This window comes from Blautia schinkii, assembly GCF_013304825.1.
GTDB lineage: Bacteria > Bacillota > Clostridia > Lachnospirales > Lachnospiraceae > Blautia_A > Blautia_A schinkii_B.
The window spans coordinates 101,458-127,188 of sequence record NZ_JAAWUO010000002.1 but is presented as its reverse complement, the minus strand read 5'-3'; the positions used below and the strand labels follow the sequence as shown (position 1 = coordinate 127,188).

The 25,731-nt window shown below is 42.6% G+C and carries 24 protein-coding genes, 2 pseudogenes and 1 riboswitch; of the genes and pseudogenes, 25 read left to right on the top strand and 1 reads right to left on the bottom strand.

Features of this window, described 5'->3' with window-relative positions:
* Positions 1 to 2 precede the first annotated feature (2 nt).
* The 5 genes from HFM85_RS02065 to HFM85_RS02045 all read left to right on the top strand — a co-directional run bounded on the left by HFM85_RS02065 (position 3) and on the right by HFM85_RS02045 (position 6,310).
* Complete coding sequence (locus HFM85_RS02065; RefSeq protein WP_119240730.1) at positions 3 to 890, top strand: carbohydrate ABC transporter permease; 888 nt, start codon at positions 3 to 5, stop codon at positions 888 to 890.
* A gap of 12 nt (positions 891 to 902) precedes the next feature.
* Positions 903 to 1,748, top strand: a complete 846-nt coding sequence (locus HFM85_RS02060) for a carbohydrate ABC transporter permease (protein WP_119240729.1) — start codon at positions 903 to 905, stop codon at positions 1,746 to 1,748.
* A 32-nt stretch (positions 1,749 to 1,780) separates the two neighbouring features.
* Positions 1,781 to 3,880 carry a glycoside hydrolase family 3 C-terminal domain-containing protein gene (locus HFM85_RS02055; RefSeq protein WP_173737206.1) on the top strand — a complete coding sequence of 700 codons (2,100 nt, stop codon included), beginning with the start codon at positions 1,781 to 1,783 and terminating at the stop codon, positions 3,878 to 3,880.
* A 4-nt stretch (positions 3,881 to 3,884) separates the two neighbouring features.
* Positions 3,885 to 4,655, top strand: a complete 771-nt coding sequence (locus HFM85_RS02050; protein WP_173737207.1) for a polysaccharide deacetylase family protein — start codon at positions 3,885 to 3,887, stop codon at positions 4,653 to 4,655.
* Positions 4,656 to 4,741: 86 nt separating this feature from the next.
* On the top strand, positions 4,742 to 6,310 hold the full coding sequence (locus HFM85_RS02045; protein ID WP_173737208.1) for a glycoside hydrolase family 43 protein: 1,569 nt from the start codon (positions 4,742 to 4,744) through the stop codon (positions 6,308 to 6,310).
* A 370-nt stretch (positions 6,311 to 6,680) separates the two neighbouring features.
* Here HFM85_RS02045 and HFM85_RS02040 read toward each other — a convergent pair.
* Positions 6,681 to 6,926 (bottom strand): annotated as a pseudogene (locus tag HFM85_RS02040) (IS1634 family transposase); the annotation flags it as partial.
* Between the two features lie 261 nt (positions 6,927 to 7,187).
* Here HFM85_RS02040 and HFM85_RS02035 point away from each other — a divergent pair.
* The 20 genes and pseudogenes from HFM85_RS02035 (at position 7,188) to HFM85_RS01945 (ending at position 25,401) form a co-directional block, all read left to right on the top strand.
* A complete protein-coding gene (locus HFM85_RS02035; RefSeq protein ID WP_173737209.1) occupies positions 7,188 to 7,580 on the top strand; it encodes a pyridoxamine 5'-phosphate oxidase family protein in 393 nt (130 codons plus the stop codon).
* An 83-nt stretch (positions 7,581 to 7,663) separates the two neighbouring features.
* Positions 7,664 to 7,948, top strand: a complete 285-nt coding sequence (locus HFM85_RS02030; RefSeq protein ID WP_243873784.1) for a fatty acid/phospholipid synthesis protein PlsX — start codon at positions 7,664 to 7,666, stop codon at positions 7,946 to 7,948.
* Positions 7,949 to 7,952: 4 nt separating this feature from the next.
* The gene (locus HFM85_RS02025; protein WP_173737210.1) at positions 7,953 to 8,321 is read left to right on the top strand and encodes a DUF4186 domain-containing protein; all 369 of its coding nucleotides are present in this window, start codon (positions 7,953 to 7,955) and stop codon (positions 8,319 to 8,321) included.
* Positions 8,321 to 8,434: pseudogene (locus HFM85_RS16825) on the top strand (YaiI/YqxD family protein); the annotation flags it as partial. The gene HFM85_RS02025 and the pseudogene HFM85_RS16825, both read left to right, overlap by 1 nt.
* 251 nt (positions 8,435 to 8,685) lie before the next feature.
* On the top strand, positions 8,686 to 9,117 hold the full coding sequence (locus HFM85_RS02020) for a flavodoxin family protein (protein WP_173737211.1): 432 nt from the start codon (positions 8,686 to 8,688) through the stop codon (positions 9,115 to 9,117).
* A gap of 104 nt (positions 9,118 to 9,221) precedes the next feature.
* A riboswitch (FMN riboswitch) is annotated at positions 9,222 to 9,336 on the top strand.
* Positions 9,337 to 9,554: 218 nt separating this feature from the next.
* A complete protein-coding gene (ribD, locus tag HFM85_RS02015) occupies positions 9,555 to 10,682 on the top strand; it encodes a bifunctional diaminohydroxyphosphoribosylaminopyrimidine deaminase/5-amino-6-(5-phosphoribosylamino)uracil reductase RibD (protein ID WP_119240721.1) in 1,128 nt (375 codons plus the stop codon).
* Positions 10,664 to 11,317 (top strand): riboflavin synthase, encoded by a 654-nt coding sequence (gene ribE / locus HFM85_RS02010; RefSeq protein ID WP_173737212.1) that lies wholly within the window; start codon positions 10,664 to 10,666, stop codon positions 11,315 to 11,317. Before ribD ends, ribE begins: the two co-directional genes overlap by 19 nt.
* Positions 11,318 to 11,335: 18 nt before the next feature.
* The gene (locus tag HFM85_RS02005) at positions 11,336 to 12,553 is read left to right on the top strand and encodes a bifunctional 3,4-dihydroxy-2-butanone-4-phosphate synthase/GTP cyclohydrolase II (protein ID WP_173737213.1); all 1,218 of its coding nucleotides are present in this window, start codon (positions 11,336 to 11,338) and stop codon (positions 12,551 to 12,553) included.
* A gap of 29 nt (positions 12,554 to 12,582) precedes the next feature.
* Positions 12,583 to 13,056, top strand: a complete 474-nt coding sequence (gene ribH / locus HFM85_RS02000; RefSeq protein WP_173737214.1) for a 6,7-dimethyl-8-ribityllumazine synthase — start codon at positions 12,583 to 12,585, stop codon at positions 13,054 to 13,056.
* A gap of 15 nt (positions 13,057 to 13,071) precedes the next feature.
* Positions 13,072 to 13,722 carry an HAD family hydrolase gene (locus tag HFM85_RS01995; RefSeq protein ID WP_243873783.1) on the top strand — a complete coding sequence of 217 codons (651 nt, stop codon included), beginning with the start codon at positions 13,072 to 13,074 and terminating at the stop codon, positions 13,720 to 13,722.
* 155 nt (positions 13,723 to 13,877) lie between these two features.
* Positions 13,878 to 15,182: a putative ABC transporter permease gene (locus tag HFM85_RS01990; RefSeq protein ID WP_173737215.1), complete on the top strand. Its 1,305-nt coding sequence runs from the start codon at positions 13,878 to 13,880 to the stop codon at positions 15,180 to 15,182.
* 140 nt (positions 15,183 to 15,322) lie between these two features.
* Complete coding sequence (locus HFM85_RS01985) at positions 15,323 to 16,402, top strand: tetratricopeptide repeat-containing glycosyltransferase family 2 protein (protein WP_173737216.1); 1,080 nt, start codon at positions 15,323 to 15,325, stop codon at positions 16,400 to 16,402.
* A gap of 117 nt (positions 16,403 to 16,519) precedes the next feature.
* Positions 16,520 to 17,098, top strand: coding sequence for a collagen-like domain-containing protein (locus HFM85_RS01980; protein WP_173737217.1), 579 nt, complete (start codon positions 16,520 to 16,522; stop codon positions 17,096 to 17,098).
* Positions 17,099 to 17,225: 127 nt separating this feature from the next.
* On the top strand, positions 17,226 to 18,605 hold the full coding sequence (locus HFM85_RS01975) for an MATE family efflux transporter (protein WP_334297439.1): 1,380 nt from the start codon (positions 17,226 to 17,228) through the stop codon (positions 18,603 to 18,605).
* Positions 18,606 to 18,656: 51 nt separating this feature from the next.
* Positions 18,657 to 19,805 carry a flagellin lysine-N-methylase gene (gene fliB, locus HFM85_RS01970; protein WP_173737219.1) on the top strand — a complete coding sequence of 383 codons (1,149 nt, stop codon included), beginning with the start codon at positions 18,657 to 18,659 and terminating at the stop codon, positions 19,803 to 19,805.
* A 152-nt stretch (positions 19,806 to 19,957) separates the two neighbouring features.
* Entirely contained in the window at positions 19,958 to 20,440 is a 483-nt protein-coding gene (locus HFM85_RS01965; protein WP_021978214.1) for a LeuD/DmdB family oxidoreductase small subunit, read from the top strand.
* Positions 20,441 to 20,443: 3 nt separating this feature from the next.
* Positions 20,444 to 21,694 (top strand): 3-isopropylmalate dehydratase large subunit, encoded by a 1,251-nt coding sequence (locus HFM85_RS01960; RefSeq protein WP_173737220.1) that lies wholly within the window; start codon positions 20,444 to 20,446, stop codon positions 21,692 to 21,694.
* A 293-nt stretch (positions 21,695 to 21,987) separates the two neighbouring features.
* A complete protein-coding gene (locus HFM85_RS01955; protein ID WP_119240947.1) occupies positions 21,988 to 22,479 on the top strand; it encodes a LeuD/DmdB family oxidoreductase small subunit in 492 nt (163 codons plus the stop codon).
* Between the two features lie 21 nt (positions 22,480 to 22,500).
* Positions 22,501 to 23,745 (top strand): 3-isopropylmalate dehydratase large subunit, encoded by a 1,245-nt coding sequence (locus tag HFM85_RS01950; protein ID WP_173737221.1) that lies wholly within the window; start codon positions 22,501 to 22,503, stop codon positions 23,743 to 23,745.
* 216 nt (positions 23,746 to 23,961) lie between these two features.
* A complete protein-coding gene (locus tag HFM85_RS01945) occupies positions 23,962 to 25,401 on the top strand; it encodes a L,D-transpeptidase family protein (RefSeq protein ID WP_173737222.1) in 1,440 nt (479 codons plus the stop codon).
* The last annotated feature ends 330 nt before the right edge of the window (positions 25,402 to 25,731 follow it).

Genomic DNA, 25,731 nt, shown 5'->3' with positions numbered 1-25,731 from the left:
TTATGGATAAAATTTTACGTAATAAGAAGGCTATTTTCATATTTATCGCACCGGCACTGATCATGTTTGTCCTGGTACTGGTTATCCCTATGGTGCAGATGGTTTATTATTCTTTATGCGATTATGCGGCATTGACACCGCCCAAATTTACCGGACTTGCAAACTATAAAAATCTATTTTTTAAAGATTCTACATTTAAAATTGCGTTAAAGAACTCTATTTTCTTTATGATCTTTTCTGCTATCACTCAGCAGGTGATCGGCCTTGGTCTTGCAGTTATGCTTACCAATATTAAGAAAGGCAGAAACCTTTTCAAAAATATTTATTATCTTCCATCCGTTCTTTCCTCAGCAGCCTTAGGTCTTTTATGGGCATTTATGTTTAACCCAAAGATCGGTATCAATAATCTGCTGGCACAGTTCGGAATCAAAGGCCCTCTTTGGCTGATGGATTCCAAAGGTTTTATTGTACTTCCCATGTGGGTGATTGCGTTTGTTGCCTTATGGCAGTATGTTGGACAGAATATGATGCTTTATATGGCTCAGATCACAGGAATTTCCAGAGACATATATGAAGCTTCTTATATAGACGGCGCATCAAAGACACAGTCATTCCGTTACATTACACTTCCGTTGATTAAACCAATGATGGTAACTTCACTTTCATTGAACTGTATCGGTTCTCTTAAATTCTTTGACCTTGTGTATAACATGACTCAGGGTGGACCAAACCACAGAACCGAGGTGCTTGCGACAGAACTTTATGCGGAAGGTTTTAACTATTTTAAATATGGTTATGCCAGTGCGATTTCTGTAGTCTTACTGGTTATGTGTCTGATCGTAACATTATTGGTTAAAAAAGTAATTAAAGTTGAAACTTACGAGGGCTAGGAGGTAACAGAGATGCAGACAAAAAAATCAAGAAAACCGGTAAAGCCTGTTACAGTAATTCTTTATATATTTCTTATTGCACTTGCTGTGATTTATGTGGCTCCGCTGTTATGGATGTTATGTGTTTCATTAAAAGATAATGCAGGCGTAATGGCAGCTCCATTTGCCCTGCCGGAAGTATTTCACTGGGAAAATTACCAGCAGGCATGGACAATGGGTAAGCTTGGAATTGCACTTGTAAACTCAGTACTGGTCTGTGGGATCACACTTGTAGTCAGTCTGTTTTTTGGAGCAATGGCAGCATTTGCCATTGCAAGAATGCATTGGAAATTATCAGAAGCAGCACACACATTTTTCCTGATCGGAATGATGGTTCCGGTACATTGTATCCTGATTCCGCTGTTCGTACGTTTTGCAGGGCTGGGATTGACTAACTCAAGAGTAGGTCTGATGATCCCGTATATTACGTTTTCCCTTCCGATGACTATTTTCCTTCTGACAGGATTTTTCAAATCTATGCCTGGAGAATTATTTGAGGCAGCAGCCATTGACGGATGTGGAATTTATGGATGCTTTTTCAGAATCGCACTTCCCCTTTGCAGAACAGGATTCTTTGTTTCAGGTCTTATGACATTCGTAGGTAACTGGAATGAGCTGCTGATGGCTATGGTATTTGTCTCAGATCCGGCAAAGAAAACACTGCCTGTAACACTTACATATTTCGTAGGACCATATGCCACAAACTATGTACAGATGTTCGCAGCAATCATTATCGCAATTGCACCTACCGTTATTGTATACTGCCTGTTCAGTAATCAGATTGTAGAAGGTCTGACTACAGGTGCTGTAAAAGGATGATGTATGAAAGGAATGTGTAAAAGGAGGCTTGTATGAACAGAGACGAGGCAAGAAAGAAAGCACAGGAACTGGTATCCAAAATGACACTGGAAGAAAAAGCCAGTCAGTTAAGATATGATGCGCCGGCTATAAAGAGACTTGGTGTCCCTGCTTATAATTGGTGGAATGAAGGACTTCACGGGGTAGCCAGGGCAGGACAGGCAACTGTATTTCCGCAGGCAATTGGCATGGCTGCCACATTTGACAGAGATTGCGTAGCTGAAATGGCAGATATTGTAGCAACAGAAGGACGTGCAAAATACAATGCATATTCCAGTGAAGAAGACAGAGATATTTATAAAGGACTGACATTCTGGTCCCCCAATGTAAATATTTTCCGTGATCCGAGATGGGGCAGAGGTCATGAAACTTACGGGGAAGATCCGTATCTGACCAAAGAGCTTGGAGTAGCTTTTGTAAAAGCTCTTCAGGGTAATGGAGAAACTATGAAAGCTGCGGCATGTGCAAAGCATTTTGCAGTGCATTCCGGACCGGAAGCGATCAGACATGAGTTTGATGCAAAGGCATCTGCAAAAGATATGGAAGAAACGTATCTGCCTGCATTTGAAAGCCTGGTAGAGGAGGCTGATGTAGAGGCAGTTATGGGAGCATATAACCGCACAAATGGAGAACCCTGCTGTGGAAGCCCTGCTCTGCAGAAAAAACTGAGAGATGACTGGAAGTTCCAGGGACATTTTGTATCAGACTGCTGGGCGATCAGAGATTTCCATGAACATCATATGGTGACTAATACGGCTTATGAGTCAGCAGCACTTGCCATTAATAATGGCTGCGATCTGAACTGTGGAAATACATATCTTCATATTATGAAAGCATATGAAAAGGGGCTTGTCACAGAGGAAAGGATTACAGAATCAGCAGTAAGACTTTTTACTACCAGATATCTTCTTGGGCTATTTGATGGCAGTGAATATGATAATATTTCCTATAGGGAAGTAGAATCAGCAGAACATCTGGCAGCAGCAGAGAAAGCAGCAGCGAAGAGTTTTGTACTTTTGAAGAATAATGGAATTCTTCCATTAAAAAAAGAGGATATCAAAACAATCGGAATTGTGGGACCTAATGCAGACAGCAGAAAGGCTTTGATTGGAAATTATCATGGAACTGCATCCAGATATATTACAATCCAGGAGGGAATCCAGGATTATGTAGGTGAGGATGTGAGAATTCTTAGTTCTGTAGGAAGCGAGTTGTTTAGAGACAGAACAGAACCTCTGGCATTCAGCAGAGATCGTCTTGCGGAAGCTAAGATCGTTGCAGAAAACAGTGATGTGGTGATTCTTTGTGTAGGTCTGGATGAGACACTGGAGGGTGAAGAAGGAGATACCGGAAACAGCTATGCATCCGGAGATAAAGAGAGCCTGAAGCTTCCTCAGTCCCAGATTGATTTAATGGAAGCAATGGCTGGTTCCGGAAAACCGGTGGTTCTTTGTCTGATGGCAGGAAGTGATATTGATATGAGCTATGCAGCAGAGAAATTTGATGCAGTTATGGTTCTGTGGTATCCGGGAAGTCAGGGCGGAAAAGCGGCAGCAAAAATTCTGTTTGGGGAAAACTCCCCATCCGGCAAACTTCCGGTTACCTTTTACGAGAGCCTTGAAGAACTTCCGGAATTTACAGATTATTCCATGAAAGGCAGAACCTATCGTTATATGGAGGGAAAAGCACAGTTCCCCTTTGGATATGGACTTACCTACAGCAATGTAAAAGTAGAAAATGCAGAGGTAAGACAGTGCGGACGGAAGATAACAGTAGAGGCAGAAGTATATAATAAGGGTAATGCAGATACTGAGGAAGTTGTCCAGGTTTATGTAAAAAATCTTGACAGTAAAAATGCAATTCCAAATCCTGCACTGGGAGGATTCCAGAGAATTTTTATAAAAGCAGGAGAACGCAGAAAAGTTATGGTTCCTGTCTGGGAAAAGGCATTTACAGTGGTAAATGAAAATGGAGAACGCGTAGAGGATGGCAGGAAATATGAGATTTTTGCAGGCTGCAGCCAGCCGGATGAAAGAAGTATAGAGCTTACCGGAACAGAACCTGTAAAGATAATCTGGGAGAAAGAAGACTGAGCTTGTGAAATTTGAATTGTTTTATCCGCAGTGGAAAGACCGGGCAGTTACATTCAGCTATGATGATGGCCAGATTTTTGATAGAAGACTGGTTGATATTTTTAATAAATATAATCTGAAAGCAACATTTCATCTGAACTCAGGAACTTTGGATACAGAAGGATTTATAAAAACACAAGAACTGAAAAGCTTATATCAGGGACATGAAATTGCCTGTCATGGTGTTGCACATGAGTATCCCACACATCTTTCGCAGGAAAGACTGGTTCAGGAATTTTATCAGGACAGATGCAGTCTGGAGAGAGAAACGGGAAGGATTATCAGGGGATGTTCTTATGCATTTGGAGAATATGACGAAAGGGTCATCAATACCCTGAAGAATCTTGGGTTTGCATACAGCAGGATTGTGGAGTCTACAGAAAATTTCCGCATTCCGGAGGATTTTATGAGGTGGACTCCGTCCTGTCATCACAATGATGCATTCAGGGGAATTGCAGAAAAGTTTTTGCACAAACCAGATTATCAGAAGCTTCCTCTTCTCTATGTATGGGGACACAGCTTTGAATTTGACCGGGAACAGACATGGGAGCAAATGGAAAGCTTCTGCAGAAAGATTTCAAACCATGAAAATGTGTGGTATACCACTAATATGGATTATGTGAATTATATGAATGCAGCCAGAAATCTGATATTCAATGCAGAATGTACCTATGTAGAAAATTTATCAAAAATAAAAATATATTGTAAAATAAATGGAGAGTGCCAGATCTTATAATCTGGCATTCACTGATATAGGGTTTGCTGAAAAGCATATAAGAGAGTCTACAGATTTCATATTTGATTTACGGGAGGAAATGATCAATGATAACTTGTAAAAATCCGATTTTAAGTGGCTTTTATCCGGATCCGTCCATATGCAGGGTGGGAGAGTGGTTTTATCTGGTTACATCTACTTTTGCATATTTTCCGGGAATTCCTGTATTTCGCAGCAGAAATCTGGCACAATGGGAGCAGATCGGAAATATATTGACACGGGAGAGCCAGCTGCCCTTACAGGGCTGTGAACATAATGAGGGGATTTATGCTCCTACACTTCGGTGGCATAAGGGAACTTTTTATCTGATTACTACCAATGTATCTGGCGGCGGAAATTTTATAGTAACTGCAAAAAATCCCCAGGGTCCATGGTCAGAGCCTCATTTTTTGGAAAATGCCAGGGGAATCGACCCTAGCTTATTCTTTGATGAGGATGGAACCTGTTATTATATCGGGCAGAGAGAAAATTCCCGTGGCGGCAGGTACAATGGTGATTGCGAAATATGGATACAGAAGCTGGATTTGCAGACTTTCAGGCTAGAAGGGGAGGCGCATCCTGTTTTATATGGATTCCAGAGAAATGCAATCTGGCCGGAGGGTCCTCATCTTTATAAAAGAAATGGTTATTACTATATTTTTCATGCAGAAGGTGGAACAGAGGAGCATCACAGTGAAATGGTGGCCAGGAGTAAAAATATTTTTGGCCCCTATGAATATGCAGGGACAAATCCGATCCTGACACACAGACATTTGGGAAAAAATGCGGAGATTACCTGTGTAGGACATTGCGATCTGACTGAGGATGAACAGGGAAACTGGTTTATGGTTGTTCTGGGCTGCAGACCTGTGGACGGAAAGACATTTCTGGGAAGAGAGACTTTTCTGGCAAAGGTAGAGTGGGAGGATGACTGGCCGGTGGTAAACCCGGGAGTAGGAATGCTGGAAAAGGAAATCTGTCTGCCTGGTGAGAAGGATAACTCTATGCCCGGAGAACTGAATGAAGTCAGAAATTACAGTTTCAAAAATATGACAGATAAAAAGCTTCCACCGGATTTTATGATGCTCAGAAATCCCCAGCCGAATGCTTATACAATAGATGAACAGGAAGAATGTTTAAAACTTCCTGCAAAAGCTGTGGCAATTGGGGATAATGGGAGTCCTTCGTATGTTGCGGTGAGACAAAAGCACCATAGATTTCAGGCAGAGACGGAGTTTTTGTTAAAAGCAGGAGAAAAAGGTGACAGAGCCGGAATTGCCTATCTTCAGAATTCTCAGAATTATCTTCTGGCAGAATATGGAGAAGTGGGGGCAGACGGCTATATCTATGTCACAGTATGTATCAATGGAACAGAGAAGATACTTGCAGAAAAGAAAACAGAGAAAAGAGGTATGCAGACCCTGAGATTGAGCGTAGACCAAAGCCTGGCACAGGTATGGCTGATTCGGCCTGAGACGGAAGAAAAATCACAATGTATAATCAGGGAGGTGGATATCAGCCATATGTGTACAGAAGCGTCAGGCGGTTTTACCGGCTGTACAGTGGGAATGTATGTACACTCTGAACAGAAACAGAGTACAGGCTGTGCGCAGTTTTGCAGATTTACGGTAAAGTAACAATCATTCTGATGATTCCGGCAATTGGTTGTTCTGCCTTTGCGTTTGTGTTAAGATCCCATCTTTGACAGTTGTAAGGTGACAAAACGGCTACAAACCCAGTAAATATGGGTGTTGTGGCCGTTTTTCTTTTTGCAGCGATATGTACTATATTATCCTTGCTTTGATTTTATCTGTTTTGTATTCTTGATGAGGGTCCGCATATCTGCTTTAGTAATGAATTCATGATCCGTTCTAAAATCAAATATTTTATGTAAGGCATCGGTTAGTTCGGTTCTTGTATAAGAGGGGATATATCCGCTCGCTGTGTTCAGCAGAGTCATTTGCATAGAGCGTAATATTTCCAATATCTGGTCTGCTGTATAAAAGTTGCCGCTTTGGAGAACTCTACAGACACTTTTCCGGTATGCTGCTTATAAAGTTCTGTTTCTTTTGCTGCCTGTTCCTTTTCCCACACCATCAACTTGTCTTCATTCCCATCAAACTGTTCCAGAAGGGCATTGTACTTCCCAAGTTTTTTATAAATACATGAAGAGGCTTTTCCGTTTTCTTTGCGGAAAGAACGATAAATATATACATCTTTATTATTTTTACTGCCTGTGATTGCGATATACATGATAAATAAATCCTTTTTTCTTTTATTACACTACACTATTATAAACAAGTACATATAAAAACGTAAAATTTGACATAAAAAATGCAGGTTTTATAAGGCCGGCAGGGTGATTTTTAATTATTTAACTGTCAAACTCCCGAGTTACTGTAGTCTGGACAATAGCTTATGTCTGAGAAAATCTATGGTATTGTGTTTGGCGAAAAGTGGAAATAGTGGTATAATTCTATTATTGACAGATTTTAATAACAGGAGGCTTATACCATGGAACGAGTAGTAAATTTTTTAAAAGAAGCAGAGACATATTATTTGGCAACAATGGAAGGAGACCAGCCAAGGGTAAGACCTTTTGGAACAGCACATATTTTTGAAGGAAAACTGTATATTCAGACCGGAAAGGTGAAAGATGTTTCAAAACAGATTCATGCAAATCCAAAGGTGGAAATCTGTGCATTTAAGAATGGAGAGTGGCTTCGTGTAGCAGGAGAACTTGTAGAAGATGATAGAAGAGAAGCAAGACAGTCTATGCTTGATGCTTATCCATCTTTACAGAATATGTACTCAGCAGATGATGGAAATACAGAGGTATTTTATTTTAAGAATGCGACAGCTACATTTTCATCATTTACACATGAACCGGAAGAAGTGAAGTTCTAAGGGCAACAAAAATGGCGAAAAGTATTGTTGATTAGGACAGGGCATCCGTTGTTATATGCAATCTTAAGCATGAGATTATTTACATGAATCCGGCAGCTGTTATCAGCTATGCGAAGGGAGATGGCGATAAACTTATTGGAAGAAGTCTGTTAGAGTGTCATAATCCGGAATCAAGAGATAAAATACAGCAGGTAGTGGACTGGTTTGCAGTTGATGAAAGTCATAATATCGTTTATACTTTTCACAATGAAAAACAGAATAAAGATGTTTATATGGTGGCACTCAGAGATGATGGGAAGTTGATAGGATATTATGAGAAACATGAATATCGAAATGCAGAAACTATGAAACAATACGATTTGTGGTGATGATATGACGAAGGATGAATGGTACAAGCAGTTATTTGAGCGACTGGATAATTCCAAGTTCCGAAGCAGTTTCCATCTGAAACAGAAAGATATTGACTACATAAATGAAAAAGGACTGGATACAATCAGACAACATGCAAAGGACTTTATCGCAAAGAGAGAAGCTCCGGCATATATAGCAAATGATGGCAAGCAGACACCAATGCGTGGTCATCCGGTATTTATTGCACAACATGCAACGGCAACATGTTGCAGAGAGTGCATCCGTAAGTGGCATAAAATGCAACCGGAAAAGGAACTAAGTCAAGTGCAGCAGGAATATCTAGTAGATGTAATTATGACATGGATTCAAAAAGAAATGGAGAGACACTAGTGCAGATATTTGTAAATGCAGATGCGTGTCCGGTAGTGGGCATTATCGAAACAATAGCAGAGAAATATAATATTCCAACCACATTGATGTGTGATACGAATCATATTCTTTATAAAAAGTAGAAGAAAAGTGCGTTTTATTGTACATAGTATGGGTTATAATAAATCAGAACAAATAGTACTTGCTTGCGCCAATGTAGAACAGAAAGGTTAGGAAGCATCTATGAAAATTACATCCGGCTATAGCGTAGAATTACGAAAACAGAATATTCCGATCCGACAGATACTGGATATCTACAGGTCTGCGGTCAGTTATCTGACAGAGGTCTATGAACAGGTGTGGGAAGAACTGGAAAGGAAAACAAATGAGAAAAGCAATCGTATATGCATCTGTACATCATGGAAATACAGAGAAATTAGTAAAAAGCATAGCAGAAGAGTGTCAGGTCGATTTGATTGATGCTGTAAACCAGCCAGATGCAGATCTGAGCAGTTATGATATGATTGGGTTTGCATCAGGAATCTATTTTTCGAAATTTCATCAGTCAATGTTGGGTTTTGCAGAGAAAAACTTACCGAACGACAAAAAGATATTTCTGATTTGTACTTATGGTGGTAGTGCGAATTATAAATCCATAGAGCAGATTTTGGACAAGAAGCATTCTAAAGTGATAGGAAAATTCGGATGCAAGGGCTATGACACATTTGGTCCATTTAAACTGGTAGGTGGTATTGCAAAAGGGCACCCTGATGAAGAAGATATAAAAAATGCAGTTGAGTTTGTAGAAGGATTGTAGTGAGTTTTGATTATTCAACTGTCAAACTCCCGAGAAAAATGTGAAATGCGTAAAATAAAAATTCTGCTTTACAAATAATAGATAAAGTATTAAAATGAACAAAAAGATATCTTCAGGGCAGGGTGAGATTCCCTACCGGCGGTAAAGCCCGCGAGCCGAAAGGTATGATCCGGTGAGATTCCGGGGCCGACAGTACAGTCTGGATGGAAGAAGATGATAGTACAGTTGATTTTTGTATGAATGAATGTAGTATCAGAGCTCTGAGATGGTGATCCATTTCAGAGCTTTTTATGTAGGAAATAATCAGACATTCATTTATCGATCATATGTAACAGATTAATTCCACCCTGCAGATATTTCTGCAGGCTTTTTTTGTATCTGGTACATCGTTTTCGAAATACCAGGCAAAGAACAGGAATAAGAAAGAAGGAATAGAAATGACGGATCAGGAATATATGCTTCGGGCGATTCAGCTGGCCAAAAAAGGAGAAGGCTGGACGAATCCCAATCCGATGGTAGGGGCAGTGATCGTAAAAGACGGAAAGATCATTGGGGAAGGCTATCATAAAAAGTATGGAGAACTTCACGCGGAACGTAATGCAATTGCTTCTCTTACAGAATCAGCAGAAGGTGCGGTGATTTATGTTACGCTGGAGCCTTGTTGTCATCATGGTAAAACACCTCCATGTACGGAAGCGATCATTGAACAGAAGATCAGAAAAGTGGTGATCGGTTCCAGAGATCCGAATCCGAAAGTGGCAGGAAAAGGTGTACAGATGTTAAGGGAAGCCGGCGTAACAGTAGTTGAAGATTTTATGAGAGAAGAATGTGATCAGCTGAACCCGGTGTTTTTCCATTATATTACTACGAAGACTCCGTATGTAGTGATGAAGTATGCCATGACACTGGATGGGAAGATCGCAACGAAGACAGGGGCATCAAAATGGATCACCGGAGAAGCTGCACGAAAAGAAGTACAGCATATGCGGCATCAGTACATGGGGATCATGGCAGGCATTGGAACTGTGCTTGCAGATGATCCGATGTTAAACGTCCGGGTAGAAGGCTGGAAAAGTCCTGTCAGGATTGTGTGCGACAGTAAGCTCAGGATCACGCCGGACAGTCAGATCGTAAAAAGTGCGGGAAAATACCGGACGATCGTGGCTTATGCAGATTGGAAAAATACAGAAGAGAAAATAAAAATATTACATACCATGGGAGTTGAAACCATCTGTTGTCCGGATGAAAAGAATCAGATAGACCTTAAGAAGCTGATGACAGATCTTGGAAACAGAGGCATTGACAGCATCCTTCTGGAGGGAGGCGGTACGTTAAATGACAGCGCACTGCGAGCTGGAATTGTAAAGGAAGTACAGGCTTTTGTGGCACCAAAGCTGTTTGGCGGTGTGGCTGGGAAGACACCGGTAGAAGGTATTGGAGTTGAACTGCCGTCTGAAGCAGTGGAACTGAGATATACAGATATCTGTCAGATCGGTGAGGACATCCGGATAAGATGTCAGGTGTGTGAGAAAAAACAGGAGGAATTATGTTTACAGGAATCGTAGAAGAGAAAGGAAAAGTCCGTTATATACAGCTGACAGGGGAATCAGGGATCCTGGCAGTGAAAGCCAGGAAGGTACTGGAAGGCACAAGAATCGGTGACAGCATTGCCGTGAATGGCGTGTGTCTGACAGTTACGTCGATCCAGCCGGACGGATTTACCGCCGATGTGATGGCAGAGACGATCAGAAGAAGCAGTCTTGGCAGCTGCAAAACCGGAAGCCAGGTAAACCTGGAACGTGCAATGGCTGCAGATGGCAGGTTCGGGGGACACATAGTAAGTGGCCATATTGATGGGACTGGTGTGATACGTTCCATGCTCCGGGAAGAAAATGCCATCTGGGTATCGATTGAGACATCACCACAGATTTTGCATCTGATCGTGGAAAAAGGATCAATCTGCATTGATGGGATCAGCCTGACAGTTGCAAGGATTGATGAAGTTGGTTTTCAGGTTTCGGTCATTCCACATACAGGAGAAGAAACAACTCTTTTGGAAAAAATGCCGGGGGATCTGGTTAATCTGGAAAATGATGTGATCGGAAAATACGTAGAAAAACTGCTTGGCATCAAAAAAAACGAAGAAGAGAAAAAAGAATCCGGAATTACGATGGAGTTTCTTGAAGAATTCGGATTTTAGAACAGGAGGATATACAGTATGTCACAAAACTATCAGTACAACACAATTGAAGAGGCACTTAGGGATCTTAAGAAAGGTAAAATAGTTCTGGTCACAGATGATCCGGACAGAGAAAATGAGGGAGATCTGATATGTGCGGCAGAGTTTGCGACCAGGGAAAATATTAATTTCATGGCGACCTATGCAAAGGGTCTTATCTGTACACCGATGAGTGCGGAACTTGCAGCGAGATTGAATTTTCCACCGATGGTTGCTGAAAATACGGACAATCACAGTACAGCATTTACCGTGGCAGTGGATCACGCAGATACAACGACCGGTATCTCAGCAGCAGAGCGCTCCTATACCATTATGAAGTGTGTGGATGATGAGTCGAAACCGGAGGATTTCAGAAGACCAGGACATGTATTTCCACTTATTTCCAGAAAAGGCGGGGTTCTGGTACGGAATGGCCATACAGAGGCAACGACAGATCTTATGAGACTTGCCGGGCTGAAAGAATGTGGTGTGTGCTGTGAAGTTATGAAAGAAGATGGCACGATGATGCGTACATCACAGCTATGGGAAATGGCAAAAGAGCATAACCTTACATTTATTACCATCCGTGATCTGCAGGATTATATAAGAATACATGAAAAGCATGTAAAGGAGGAAGCAGCTGCAAACCTCCCAACACAGTATGGTGATTTTAAAATGTATGGATATATCAATGACATTACAGGAGAGCACCATCTGGCACTGGTAAAAGGTGATATAGGAGATGGTGAGGATGTGCTTTGCCGGGTACATTCGGAGTGCCTGACAGGAGATGCATTCGGATCACTCAGATGTGACTGCGGCCTGCAGCTGCAGACAGCAATGCGCCAGGTAGAGGCGGAAGGCAGAGGAATCATTCTGTATATGAGACAGGAAGGCAGAGGAATCGGACTGATCAATAAGATCAAAGCATATGCGCTTCAGGAACAGGGATACGATACTGTGGAGGCTAATGTGAAGTTAGGATTTGCACCGGATCTCAGAGAGTACTGGGTCGGGGCACAGATACTGTCAGACCTTGGTGTGAAATCATTAAGATTACTGACAAATAACCCGGATAAAGTTTATGGACTTGGTGAATTCGGGCTGAAGATCAATGAGAGAGTACCTCTGGAGATTCCGGTACAAAAGTATGACCGGAAGTATATGAAGACGAAGCAGGAAAAGATGGGTCATATTTTTAAAGAAATAAATTTATAAAAAACAGCAAATATCAGGAGGAAGAAAAAATGAGACAGATCAATTTAGTAGAAGGAAAAGTAGTAGCACCGGAGGGAATGAGGGTTGGTATCGTGGCAGCGAGATTCAATGAGATCATTGTGAATAAATTATTGGGAGGGGCAGTCGACGGACTGGTAAGACATGGAGTAGAAGAAGAGAATATTACTGCAGCATGGGTACCGGGAGCATTTGAGATTCCGATTACAGCACAGAAAATGGCGCAGTCAGGAAAATATGATGCAATTATCTGCGTGGGAGCTGTCATCCGTGGAGATACTTCACATTATGATCTGGTATGCAATGAATCTGCTAAGGGAATCGCACAGGTTGAACTTGCAACAGGAATCCCGGTCTTATTCGGAGTGATCACAACTGAAAATATCGAGCAGGCTATTGCGCGTGCAGGAAGCAAAGCGGGAAATAAAGGTTATGACTGCGCGTTATCTGCAATCGAGATGGTCAATCTGATGAAGCAGCTCTAAAAGACAGGAAAATAAATGATGACAAAAACGATCATATTCGATTATGATGGAACGATCCATAATACCCTTGGAATCTATGAACCGGCATTTCGTGAAACCTATCAGTGGCTGACAAAACAGAAGGCTGTAGAAGAACGGGAGATAGGCTCGGCGGAAATTGCCGGCTGGCTGGGACTTAACAGTAAGGAGATGTGGAATACATTTTTGCCGGAGCTGGATCAGAGCTATAAAGAGCAGGCAAGCAGGATGGTAGGAGACCTGATGGTAAGACAGATCAGGAAACATAAGGCAGTGTGGTATCCGGGAGCAGAGGAGATGTTAACAGCTTTGAAGAACCGGGGATATCACCTTGTGATCTTAAGTAACTGTAAAGCTTCATATCGTGAGGCACATTGGAAGGAATTTGGGATGGAACGATGGTTTGACCGTTTTTATGACTGTGAATCATACGGATTCCGTCCAAAGACAGAAATTGTGCAGGGAATTATCCGGGAATATAGTGGCCCTTATCTGGTGGTCGGAGACAGGAGGCAGGATCTGGAATGTGCCAGAGCCTGCAAAAGCCCATTTATAGGATGTCTGTATGGATATGGTGAGAAAGGGGAACTGAATGGGGCAGATCATCTTGCAGAACATATAGAGGATATACTGCAGCTGGTGATATGATTTTTGTAATATAAAAATCTGAAGGAAAAAAGTTAAAATTAAGTACTTCTGTAAAATAAAAGAAAACGCCAGGGTATTGTTGAGAAAGTATATTGCTTTATGATATACTCTGATAAAAATGTTACAACAGAGAATGACAACAGGAGAAAGTACAAATGAGAGTTTTTTCAGGGTATGAATTGCTGTGGCTGTTTTTTTTATATTCATTCTTGGGATGGATTCTGGAGACAGTAACAGCCACACTGCGGCAGCGAAAGTTTTCAAACAGAGGTCTGGTAAACGGTCCATTCTGTGTGATGTATGGTATTACAGCAGTGCTGATCTCGGTGGGCTTACAGGAGTTGACAGGATTTTGGCTGTTTTTGTTTTCGATGGTTTATGCGACGGTGATCGAATGGATTGGCGGGCATCTGATCGAGAAGGCTTTTAAGGAGAGATGGTGGGATTATTCTGATGTAAAATGGAACCTGGATGGATATATCTGTTTTCCGGCATCTTTTTTATGGGGTATTCTCGGATTTGTGAGCGTGACATGGGGGAATGCCCTGACATGGAAACTGCTTTCTTTTCTGCCGACACTTTTGATGCATATTCTGCTGCTGGTGTTGATGGCAGTAATGGCGATAGATATCACAGCGTCATTTTTGCTTCTGATAAAAAAAGGTCCCAATCTGGAACAGTGGGCAGCAGCCAATGAACAGCTGGATAAAGTCAGCGATCATTTGAACTTCCTGATCACGCAGTGGATCGAAAAAAGAATTCGGAAAGCTTATCCGAAAGTAAAGAAGGTCCGGAAAGCAGAGAAATCTGAAGAGGAAGGTGTTTTTGCAGAGGGGTGCGGCTTTTATAAACTCATGCTTCTGTTTATCATCGGAGCTTTTCTGGGAGATATTGTAGAGACCATTTTCTGCCGTGCCACCATGGGATACTGGATGAGCCGGAGCAGTCTTGTCTGGGGGCCGTTCAGCATTGTGTGGGGACTGGCACTGGCTCTTGTAACATTGCTTCTTTATAAATATAAAGACCACAGTGACAGTTTTCTTTTTATGATGGGAACACTGCTTGGCGGTGGTTATGAGTATCTTTGCAGTGTGTTTACAGAGATTTTTTTTGGAAAAGTATTTTGGGACTACAGTGAGCTTCCGTTTAATCTGGGTGGCAGGATCAATCTTCTGTACTGCTTTTTCTGGGGAATTGCGGCTGTGATCTGGTTTAAAAAAGTGTATCCTGTTTTATCTGCATGGATCGAGAAGATTCCTGTTCTTCCTGGAAAGATCATTACATGGATGCTGACAGTTTTCATGTTTGTTAATATTATTGTTTCTTCCATGGCTCTTGTGCGTTACGATCAGAGGGCTAAAGGAATTGTAACGGAGAATACAGTCCTGGAATGGGTAGATACACATTTTGATGATGACAGGATGAAGCAGATTTATCCGAAGGCTAAGGCAACGGATTGATTTAATGAAAAAACATCAGACAAAACAGGTAAGAGAGCCGACATAAGGCTCTCTTAATTTATGTGGGAAAAATGACAGAGGGCATACAACGAAAGAGAGGTACATAGATTTTATAAAGTTATGAAGGTCGATTATTAAATATGAGTTCTCTCAGTCTTTGTATGATCGTAAAAAATGAAGAAGCTGTGCTGGAGAGGATCCTGAAACCCATTTCTGAAATCATGGATGAGATTCTGATTGCGGATACAGGTTCTTCGGACAGAACGAAAGAAATTGCAGAACAGTATACGTCGCAGATATTTGATTTTGTCTGGTGTGATGATTTTTCTGCTGCAAGGAATTTTCTCGTGGAAAAAGTATGCACGGATTACTGGATGTGGCTGGATGCGGATGATGTCATGAATGAGGAAAATCTGGAAAAAATGAAGAAGCTGAAGGCAGCTCTGGATGGAGAGACTGATGTAGTGATGATGGAATATGCGGTTGGCTTTGATACTGATGGGAAGACAACGTTTTCCTATTACCGGGAAAGGATTCTGAAGACTTCCGGGGGATTTCGGTGGAGTGGAAGAGTACATGAGGCGGTAATGCCAAGGGGAAATATTTTTTATTCAGATATCGAAGTTCAGCACCGGAAATGTGTGCAGGGAGATCCGGACAGGAATTTGCAGATCTATGAAAAAATGCTGGCAGAAGGAGAAAAACTGGAACCAAGACATCAGCTTTATTACGGGAGAGAACTGTATTATCATCAGCGGTATTCGGAGGCAGAGGCTGTGCTGGTGGAGTTGCTGAAAAATCCGTCTGGATGGTTGGAAAATAAGATAGATGCCTGTTATGTACTTGGACAGTGCTGCCGGAAAATGGGAGAACAAAAAAACGCACTGGAAGCTTTTCTTTATAGTCTGACTATGGATGTGCCGAGGGCAGAAATCTGCTGTGAGGTCGGTGGGATTTTTCTGGAAAGAGAGCTGCACAGACAGGCTGCCTACTGGTACGGGCAGGCGCTTACTGTGCCGACAGATAAGAAAAAAGGTGGTTTTTTTATGGCTGAGTGCCATGGATTTGTGCCGTATATGCAGCTTTGCGTTTGTTATGATAGGATGGGATGCCCGGAGCAGGCATTCTTTTTTCATAAGAAGGCGAGAGAACAGAAACCGGAAGATCCTGGAGTATTGTATAACCAGAAATATTTTCGGGAAAAATATGGTCTGGTATAAAAAGAAAGATATCTTTATTGTCCTGGCAGGGTGCAGGCTTGTGGGAGTCGTATGCACAGGTAAATGCTGCTGTCATATACTGTAGGGAAAGTTATTTTCTTATGAGGTGATCGCAGAATGCTGTTCATGCATCGAAAACGTAAGGAAATGGAAATGCAGCAGGACAGTCATGAGGATTTGTCCTGTATGTCCTGTTATGGAAATCATAGTTCCTGTGGATGTGACAGATGTGGAACAAGAGGTTGTCCGGGTCCTGTGGGACCTACAGGACCAACCGGTCCCAGAGGCTGTCCGGGAGTTCCGGGGCCTATGGGTCCTCAGGGACCGCAGGGGGAGCCGGGAATACAGGGATATACGGGAGCAACCGGTCCGGCAGGAGTTACCGGCCCAACAGGAGCAACGGGAGCTACTGGTCCGGCAGGAGTTACCGGCCCAACGGGGGCAATGGGAGCCACTGGTCCAGCGGGAGCAACTGGGGCAACCGGTCCGGCAGGAGTTACCGGTCCAACGGGAGCAACGGGAGCCACCGGTCCAACAGGAGCTACCGGCCCTGCAGGAGAAGCTGGAGCAACAGGTCCGGCCGGAACAGTAACCCCGGCAGCTGCTGTGGGAAATGCAACAACAGTAGATGATATTGTGGAGGATTTTAATGAACTTCTTGCAAACCTTCGGGATGCAGGACTTCTGGAACGATAGTAAAATGATAAATACACGTTACTGTGCGGCTGCGTATTTTATGCAGCGGCTGCATATTCTTCATAGAAATAATTTCATTGTAGCTTTTCAGCGAAAGGTGCTATAATGTTTTCATCTAAGTATGATTATGGGAGATGAAATCGTGAAAAAAAACAAGTATGAGATCGATATGTGCAATGGATCGATCATGGACAAGCTGATCTCGTTTTCATTGCCACTGATGCTGTCCGGTATTTTACAGCTGATGTTCAATGCAGTGGATATCGTGGTAGTCGGACGTTTTAGTGGAAGTGAGGCACTGGCGGCAGTAGGTTCCACCACAGCGCTGATCAATGTGTTTACCAATCTTTTTATCGGGATTTCTCTTGGCGCCAATGTGCTGGCAGCCAGATTTTATGCTGCCGGTAAAGATGAAGAAATGTCAGAAACAGTACATACATCGATTCTGCTGGCTCTGATCAGCGGGATCATCATGGCATTTCTGGGAGTGGTTTTTGCCAGAATCTGCCTGGAGCTGATGGATACGCCGGAGGATGTGATCGATCTTTCCACTCTTTATATGCGTATTTATTTTCTGGGAATGCCGTTTTTTATGCTGTATAACTATGGTGCTGCAATTTTGCGTGCAGTGGGAGATACCAAGCGACCACTGGCCTTTCTGATCATTTCAGGCTGTGCCAATGCGCTTCTGAATCTGTTTTTTGTGATCGTTTGTCATTTAAGTGTGGCAGGTGTTGGAATCGGAACTGTGATTTCTCAGCTGATCTCCTGTATCCTTGTCCTCCGATGTCTGTGTCAGACAGAGGGAAGCTATCAGCTGCGTTTTTCGAAGCTGTCCATAAAGCCGGAATATCTGAAACAGATATTCCAGGTAGGACTTCCGGCAGGAATCCAGAGCACAGTGATTAATTTTTCCAATGTGCTGCTTCAGTCCTCTGTAAACTCTTTCGGTTCCATTGCAATGGCAGGATATACTGCAGCAAACAACATTTTCGGATTCCTGTATGTGTCTGTAAACTCAGTTACTCAGGCCTGCATGAGCTTTACCAGCCAGAATTATGGTGTCCGAAAACCGAAACGGATGGACCGGGTACTTGTTGACTGTATGATACTGTCTTTTGTCATATCCTTTGCCATGGGCTGTGGTGCATACTTTTTCGGTCCGCAGCTTCTGAAAATCTATACAGAAGACGCTAAGGTTATTCAATGCGGAATGGAGATCCTTGCCTATACCACAGTTACTTATTTTCTCTGCGGGCAGATGGACCTGTTTCCGGGGGCACTGCGTGGAATGGGACGTTCCGGTGTACCCATGATCCTGTCGATCATCGGAACAGTCGGTCTCCGAATCGTATGGATATTCGGAATTTTCCCGGCACACAGATCATTGAAGGTACTTTTTATTTCTTACCCGGCATCCTGGATTTTTACGATCATTATGCAGGTGAGCTGTTTCTGGTTTGTAAGACGGAAGGTACACAGCCAGCTTTTGGGAGAGACTGTATAACAAAACTGTTTCTGAACAGAGATCATAGAACAGCAAGAATACGGAGGAAATATGGATTTATTAAAGCCAGATTACTATGATGACTTTTCCTGTATTGCAGATAAATGTACCATCAGCTGCTGCAGGGAATGGAAGATTAATGTAGATGATGTGACCTACAGAAAATGGAAAGCTGTCCAGCCGCCGGAAGATGTGCCGGGTCACAGAAGCAGCCTGCAGGCTTACACAATAAAAAAAGAAGGAAGCAGGATCATGAAAATGACAGAAGATCATGACTGTCCTTTTCTTGCGGAGAGCCGTCTTTGCAGACTGGTAAGTGCATATGGAGACCAGGTACTTTCTGAAACCTGTCAGATCTTTCCAAGGGAGATCCATACTTTTAAGGGGCACGAAGAAGCAACTATGATGCCGTGCTGTCCGGCTGTTCTGGATATCTGGAATAAAAAGAAAAATATTGTATTTCCGGAAATTCCAACAGAAAAACTAAAATCGCTTTTTCTGATCAGGAGAAAGTTAACAGAGCTTCTGATGGATACAAAGAAATCACCGGAGGAAGCACTTCTGGAGAGCTTTTACATTCTGAAAGAGCTTCATCGGAATGCAGCTTGCCAGGATGCTGTATTTATTAAAATCATAGAAGATTATTTTTCCCGGAAAACAGTCTGTCAGCTTGGGAGTGCTATTCGTGAGGTGGAGCTTCCCTCACTGGATACCATGGATGAATGTAACGAGATTCTTCAGGATCTGGCTGTAAATTACCGGAAAGAAGAGCTTTATCAGAAATATCTGGATCCTGTGATCGAGCTGGCGGAGGAATTATCCGAAGAATATGACGGAGACGAGATGGAGGAAGCCTGGGAAAAATTCCGCAGGGAATTTGCAGGATATCAGGATTTGATCCGATGCTTTCTGGCAAATGAGATCTATTCAGATCTTCTTACACCGGAGGGAACTCTGGAGGATGCCATTATTCATATGCAGTGGATCGGTATGGAATATGCGGCTATTCGTCAGGCGGTTTTTCTGAGCTGGCAGAAAAATAACTGTAAAGAACTGGATTATGAAACTGTCCGGGACTATATTGTGGTGATCACAAGAATGACAGGTTATGAGGAGGCCGATATCCGGGAATATCTGGAGAACAGTTTTGAGGAACTGCTCTGGGACTGGGGATATTTTGCACTTATTACGGGAAAATAGAAAAAATCATAATTATATAACCTGAAGTTATAATAAGTATTAAAAATATACATTTTAATTATATGATATTTTGTGTTAGAATAAAAAACGAAATGGGGCACAGATGAATAGTGACCCAAAAAATGGATAACGATCAGAAAGGAACTTGTTTTATGGATAAGGGAACTATTTTTAAATTTCATAATGACCTTGACACAGATCAGATCATTGCATCCCAGTATCTGCTTCTGCCGAATCTGGATGAGATGAAGAGCCATACTTTTGAATCACTGGATCCGGATTTTTCCAAGAAGGTAAAACCGGGAGATTTCGTAGTCGGAGGAGAGAACTTTGGATGCGGATCTTCCAGAGAGCAGGCACCAGGTGTACTTAAAGCACTTGGAGTAAAAGCTGTTATTGCGAAATCTTTTGCACGTATTTTTTTCCGTAATGCGATCAATATCGGACTTCCAGCTATTGTCTGTAAGGATCTTCCGGATGATGTGAAGACAGGAGATACTATGGAGCTTCATATGTCCGAGGGAACAGCAGTTGCCAACGGAAAAACTTATTCCTGCACAAAACTGCCGGAATACATGCAGAATATACTGAATCAGGGCGGCCTTATCGCTTCTTTGAACAGAGAGGAGGAATAAGAGATGGGAATGACGATCGCAGAAAAAATCATTGCAGCGGCAGCAGGTGTGGACAGTGTAAAACCTGGAGATATCTATACGGTACAGCTGGATCATCTGATGAGTAATGACGGAACCACACATCTGACTGTTGATATGTACAATAATAAATTAAAAAATCCGCACATTGCAGATACCAGGAAGCTTGTGTTTATCGTAGACCACAATGTACCGTCTGACAGCCCGAAAACAGCAGCATCCCAGAAAAAAATGAGAGATTTTGCAAGAGAAAACAATATTGATTTCTGGGAAGGTAAGGGTGTATGCCACCAGATCATGATTGAGAATTATGTCCGTCCGGGACAGCTGATCTTCGGTGCTGACAGCCATACATGTTCTTATGGTGCACTTGGTGCATTCGGTACCGGTGTGGGATGTACAGATTTTCTTTACGGAATGGTAACAGGAACTTCCTGGGTTATGGTTCCGGAAACTGTAAAATTTAATCTGACAGGGAAACTGCCGGAAGGTGTTTACGCAAGAGATCTGATCCTTACCATTATCGGCGAGATCGGAGCAAACGGATGTAATTATCAGGCTATGGAGTTTACAGGTGAGGGTGCAAGGACATTAAGCATCAGTGACCGTATGGCCCTTTGCAATATGGCTGTTGAGGCCGGTGCGAAGACTGGTATTTTTGAAGCAGATGACAAGGCTCTGGAATATCTGAAAGAGCATGGCCGTGAGCCAAAAGCTGTATACCACAGTGATCCGGATGCAGTTTATGCAAGAGAGTACACCTTTGATCTTTCCAAAGTTCGTCCTGTTGTAGCGAAACCGGATTTTGTTGATAACGTAGTTTCGGCGGAAGAGACATGCGGAATTAAGATCAACGAAGCATTCCTTGGTTCCTGCAACAATGGACGTATTGAAGATCTCCGTGTAGGGGCAGAGGTGATCAAGGGCAAAAAAGTTGCAGAGGGCGTTCGTTTTCTGGTTGTTCCTGCAAGCCAGACGATTTATCGCCAGGCATTAAAAGAAGGCCTGATTGACATCTTTATGGAAGCAGGAGCTATTGTTATGAATCCGAACTGCAGTGTATGCTGGGGAAGCTGCCAGGGGGTTATCGGTGAAAATGAAGTTCTGATCAGCACAGGAACACGTAACTTCAAGGGACGTGCCGGACATCCAAGTTCCAAGGTCTACCTGGGATCTGCTGCAACCGTTACAGCATCTGCCATTGCAGGCGAGATCGCAACTGCTGACAGAGTATAAGAGTTTCAGAAAAGATTTAACCGAATCAAGTAAGTCCCCTGCTTCAATTGCGAGGAGCAATAAGCAGTGGGTGGGACTTACTTGTATCAGGAGGGGTACAAGCCCCTCCTGATAAACTGCGGAGCAGTTATTCGGTTATGAGCAAGTAGCGAAAGCGGATTGCGAATATCCGATTGACACAATATATTCAGAAATTATCAGAGGATGATCCGTTTCGGCGTGGGTTCTTATAACAGGGCAGACAGAAAACTTTTGCATGAGGATACGGAACGGAATAAACAGGAGATATACATATGAAAGCATTTACAGGAAAAGTGTGGGTACTTGGAGATGATATCGACACCGATATCATTATCCCGACTGAGTACCTTGCACTGAAAACCATTGACGATATGAAGCAGTATGGATTTAGTCCTCTTCGCCCGGAGTTGGCAGGACAGATCCAGAAAGGTGACATTATTGTGGCAGGAAAGAACTTCGGCTGCGGTTCATCCAGAGAGCAGGCACCGGAGATCATCAAAGCACTGGGAATCCAGTGTGTCATTGCGAAATCTTTTGCCCGTATTTTTTTCCGCAACTCCATCAACAACGGCCTTCTCCTTATTGAGCAGCCGGATCTTCACGACGATGTGAAAGAGGGAGACGAAGTTACAGTTGTGATGAACGAGCATGTAGACCACAATGGAAAACAGTACCCGATAGCTTCTCTTCCGGAGAATCTGATGGATATTATTCAGGCTGGCGGACTTGTAAAAGCCATGCGAAAACTGAACGGTCTGGATTAACAAACGGAGAGGAGAGAAGAAATGGGCGAGACGATCATTGAAAAAATTATCAGACATAATACAGGCAAGGCAGTAAAGCCTGGCGATATCGTGACTGTCAATGTTGACAGAGTAATGATCCATGATATCTTTATTCCGTTTGTAGCGGAGAAATTTGAGGAGATGGGATTTCAGAAACTGTGGGATCCGGACAAAGTTGTTCTAATCTACGACCATCTTGTACCTGCAAGCCAGCAGGATGACACCAGACATTTCCATATTGGAGATGCTTTTGCAGCGAAATATGGAATGAAAAATGTACATAGAAGTGACGGTATCTGCCATCAGCTGATGACAGAGGCAGGATATGTAAAACCTGGCAACGTCGTATTCGGCACAGATAGCCATACCACAACTTATGGATGTGTCGGCGCATTTTCTTCCGGTATCGGATATACAGAGATGGCCAGCATCCTGGGAACAGGAACCATGTGGATCAAAGTTCCGGAGACAATTAAGATCGTGATCAACGGAGAACTTCCGGAGAATGTCATGTCCAAGGATATTATTCTCCGCATCATCGGTGATCTGCGTGCAGATGGTGCGACATACCGTGCACTGGAATTTTCCGGAAGCACTATTGAGAACATGTCTGTTGCAAGCCGTATGACGATGTCAAATATGGCAATTGAAGCCGGCGCAAAATGTGCTCTTTTCACACCAGATGAAAAGACAGCTGCTTACTGTGATGTTGAGCTTGACGACTATCAGAAAAATCTTATCGGTGATGAAGATGCTGTTTATATGAAAACTATGACTTACAAGGCTGAGGATTTTGTGCCGGTTATGGCTTGCCCGTCACAGGTGGACAAGATTCGTGATGTCAGCGAGCTTCAGGGCGAGACCATTGATCAGGTATTTATCGGTTCCTGTACAAACGGACGGCTTGAGGATCTGATGGCAGCAGCTGAAGTTCTTAAGGGAAAAAAAGTATCAGATTTTGTGAAACTGATCGTAACTCCTGCAAGCCGCAAAATCTACCGTCAGGCCATTGAACTTGGTATTCTGGATACTCTTGCTGAGGCAGGCGCGATCATCACACATCCAGGCTGCGGGCTTTGCTGCGGAAGAACCGGCGGAATCCTGACAGATGGTGAAAAGGTTGTGGCAACTAACAACCGTAACTTCCTGGGGCGTATGGGTACTTCCAAGGTTCAGATTTATCTGGCATCTCCGAAAACAGCAGCAGCCTGCGCAGTTGCAGGTAAAATCGTGCTGCCTGAATAAGGAATGCAGGATCAGACCTAAAAACAGATAGTTAGTTCTGTTTGATAATGGAAATATAGAAGAAGGTATGAAAGAGACAGATTTCGTAAGGTGGAGTCTGTCTCTTTTTGTCCGGAAGGACAAATGCTCTTTACAGAAGACAGGAATAGCATATATTATAATAACAATCAGTATGGAAACATAACATATAATACATAAGACTCGAGGGATAAGAGTATGGATAAAAAATCTATCATGAGCAGAAAGACACTTAAGATCGTACTTGGAATCTGTATTGTGGCAGTGATCGCAGCTGTGGCCGGGCTTTTGGGCTATACTTATATGGCAGATCACAATACACTGGGCAGGAAAATTTCCGTGAACGGGCTGGATGTTTCCAGATTAAATGCTCAGGAGGCAGAAGACAAGATTGTTGCTTCCTTTGAGAACAGAGAGGTAACTTTTCAGGAAGATGACCAGGAAGTTTACAGAACCACACTGAAAGATCTGGGATATAGCCTGAACAAAGAAGATCTTCTTTCAAAGCTGACAGATATTCAGAAACAGAGGGAAGAGAACAGGAAGATTTTTACAAAAGAAGAGAATGTGGATCTGGAATATCAGATCGAGGAAAATGAAGAACAGGAAAAACAGGCACTGGATCTTTCGAATTTCGGAGATAAAAAGCGAAAGGCTTCCACAGATGCAGAAATCCGGTATGATCAGGACAAAAAAGAATTTATCCTTGTAAAGCAGAAACAGGGAACTGAGATTGATGAAGATAAACTCCAGACAATGGTGGAAACCACACTGAATGCGGCTTTCGACACAGCAATTCTGGGAGATGCAGTTACAGTACCTGTGAATAAACATGTGTATATAAGCCCGTCTGCGATAGCTACAGATGACATGGAAGTAAAGGTTACAAACCTGAACGACCAGCTGAGCAAGTATCGAAGTACTACAGTTACATATACATTTGGAAGTGAGACAGTTTTGCTGGATTCCGATACCATCAGTTCCTGGGTTAAAGCTGAGGGAGAGACACTCAGTGTTGATGAGGATGCTGTTAAGACATATATCAGTGATCTTGCAAACAAGTATAATACGATTTATGTGCCGCGTACTTTTCACACATCAACAGGAACAGATGTGACCATTGAAGGCAACGAATACGGATATCGTATTGATCAGGATGCAGAAGTGACACAGCTTCTTGAAGACTTAAAAAGCGGAACAGCAGTAACACGTGATCCGATCTACAGCAGTTCCGGCTATCAGAGAAACGGTACTGATGATCTGGCAGGCAGTTACATAGAAGTCAGCCTGGATGCGCAGCATCTGTGGCTGTATAAAGATGGGAATCTTGTGACAGAAACGGATATTGTCAGCGGTAAGCCTGTGAAGGGCAGGGAGACATACAGAGGTGCATGGCCGATCGCTTACAAGGCAAGTCCGTACAATTTGACAAGTGCTGAGTATGGATATAATGTAAAAGTTAATTACTGGATGCCTTTTGTTTACGGACAGGGACTTCACGATGCTTCCTGGCAGTCTTCCTTTGGCGGAAACCGGTATAAGACAAACGGAAGTCATGGATGTATTAACCTGCCAAAAGATCAGGCGAAACTGATCTATGAAACGATCGATGCTGGGTATCCGATCATTATTTACTAATTGTATAAGATTGATAGATGTCTGGTGTAAAGTCAATGATCTGCAGAATATGGAATGTAGAGTGAGATGATTTTATGGAAAAAGCTTCGGAGAAATCCGGAGCTTTTTATGCTGAAGGAAATTATACAGTATCATCAGAAATGAGAAGATTTTTCAAAAGTGTGTTAAAAAAAACACAAAAAAATACGGAAAATCTATTGTGAAAATAAGAATATCATGTTATGATGTACAAGAAATCGAGCTAATACACTTCTTATTTGCGGAGGAAGGGTGTTTTACCTCTTTTATTTGAGCGCTTTTAAGAAATATTCTCAAGTAAGTGTTAGTGGG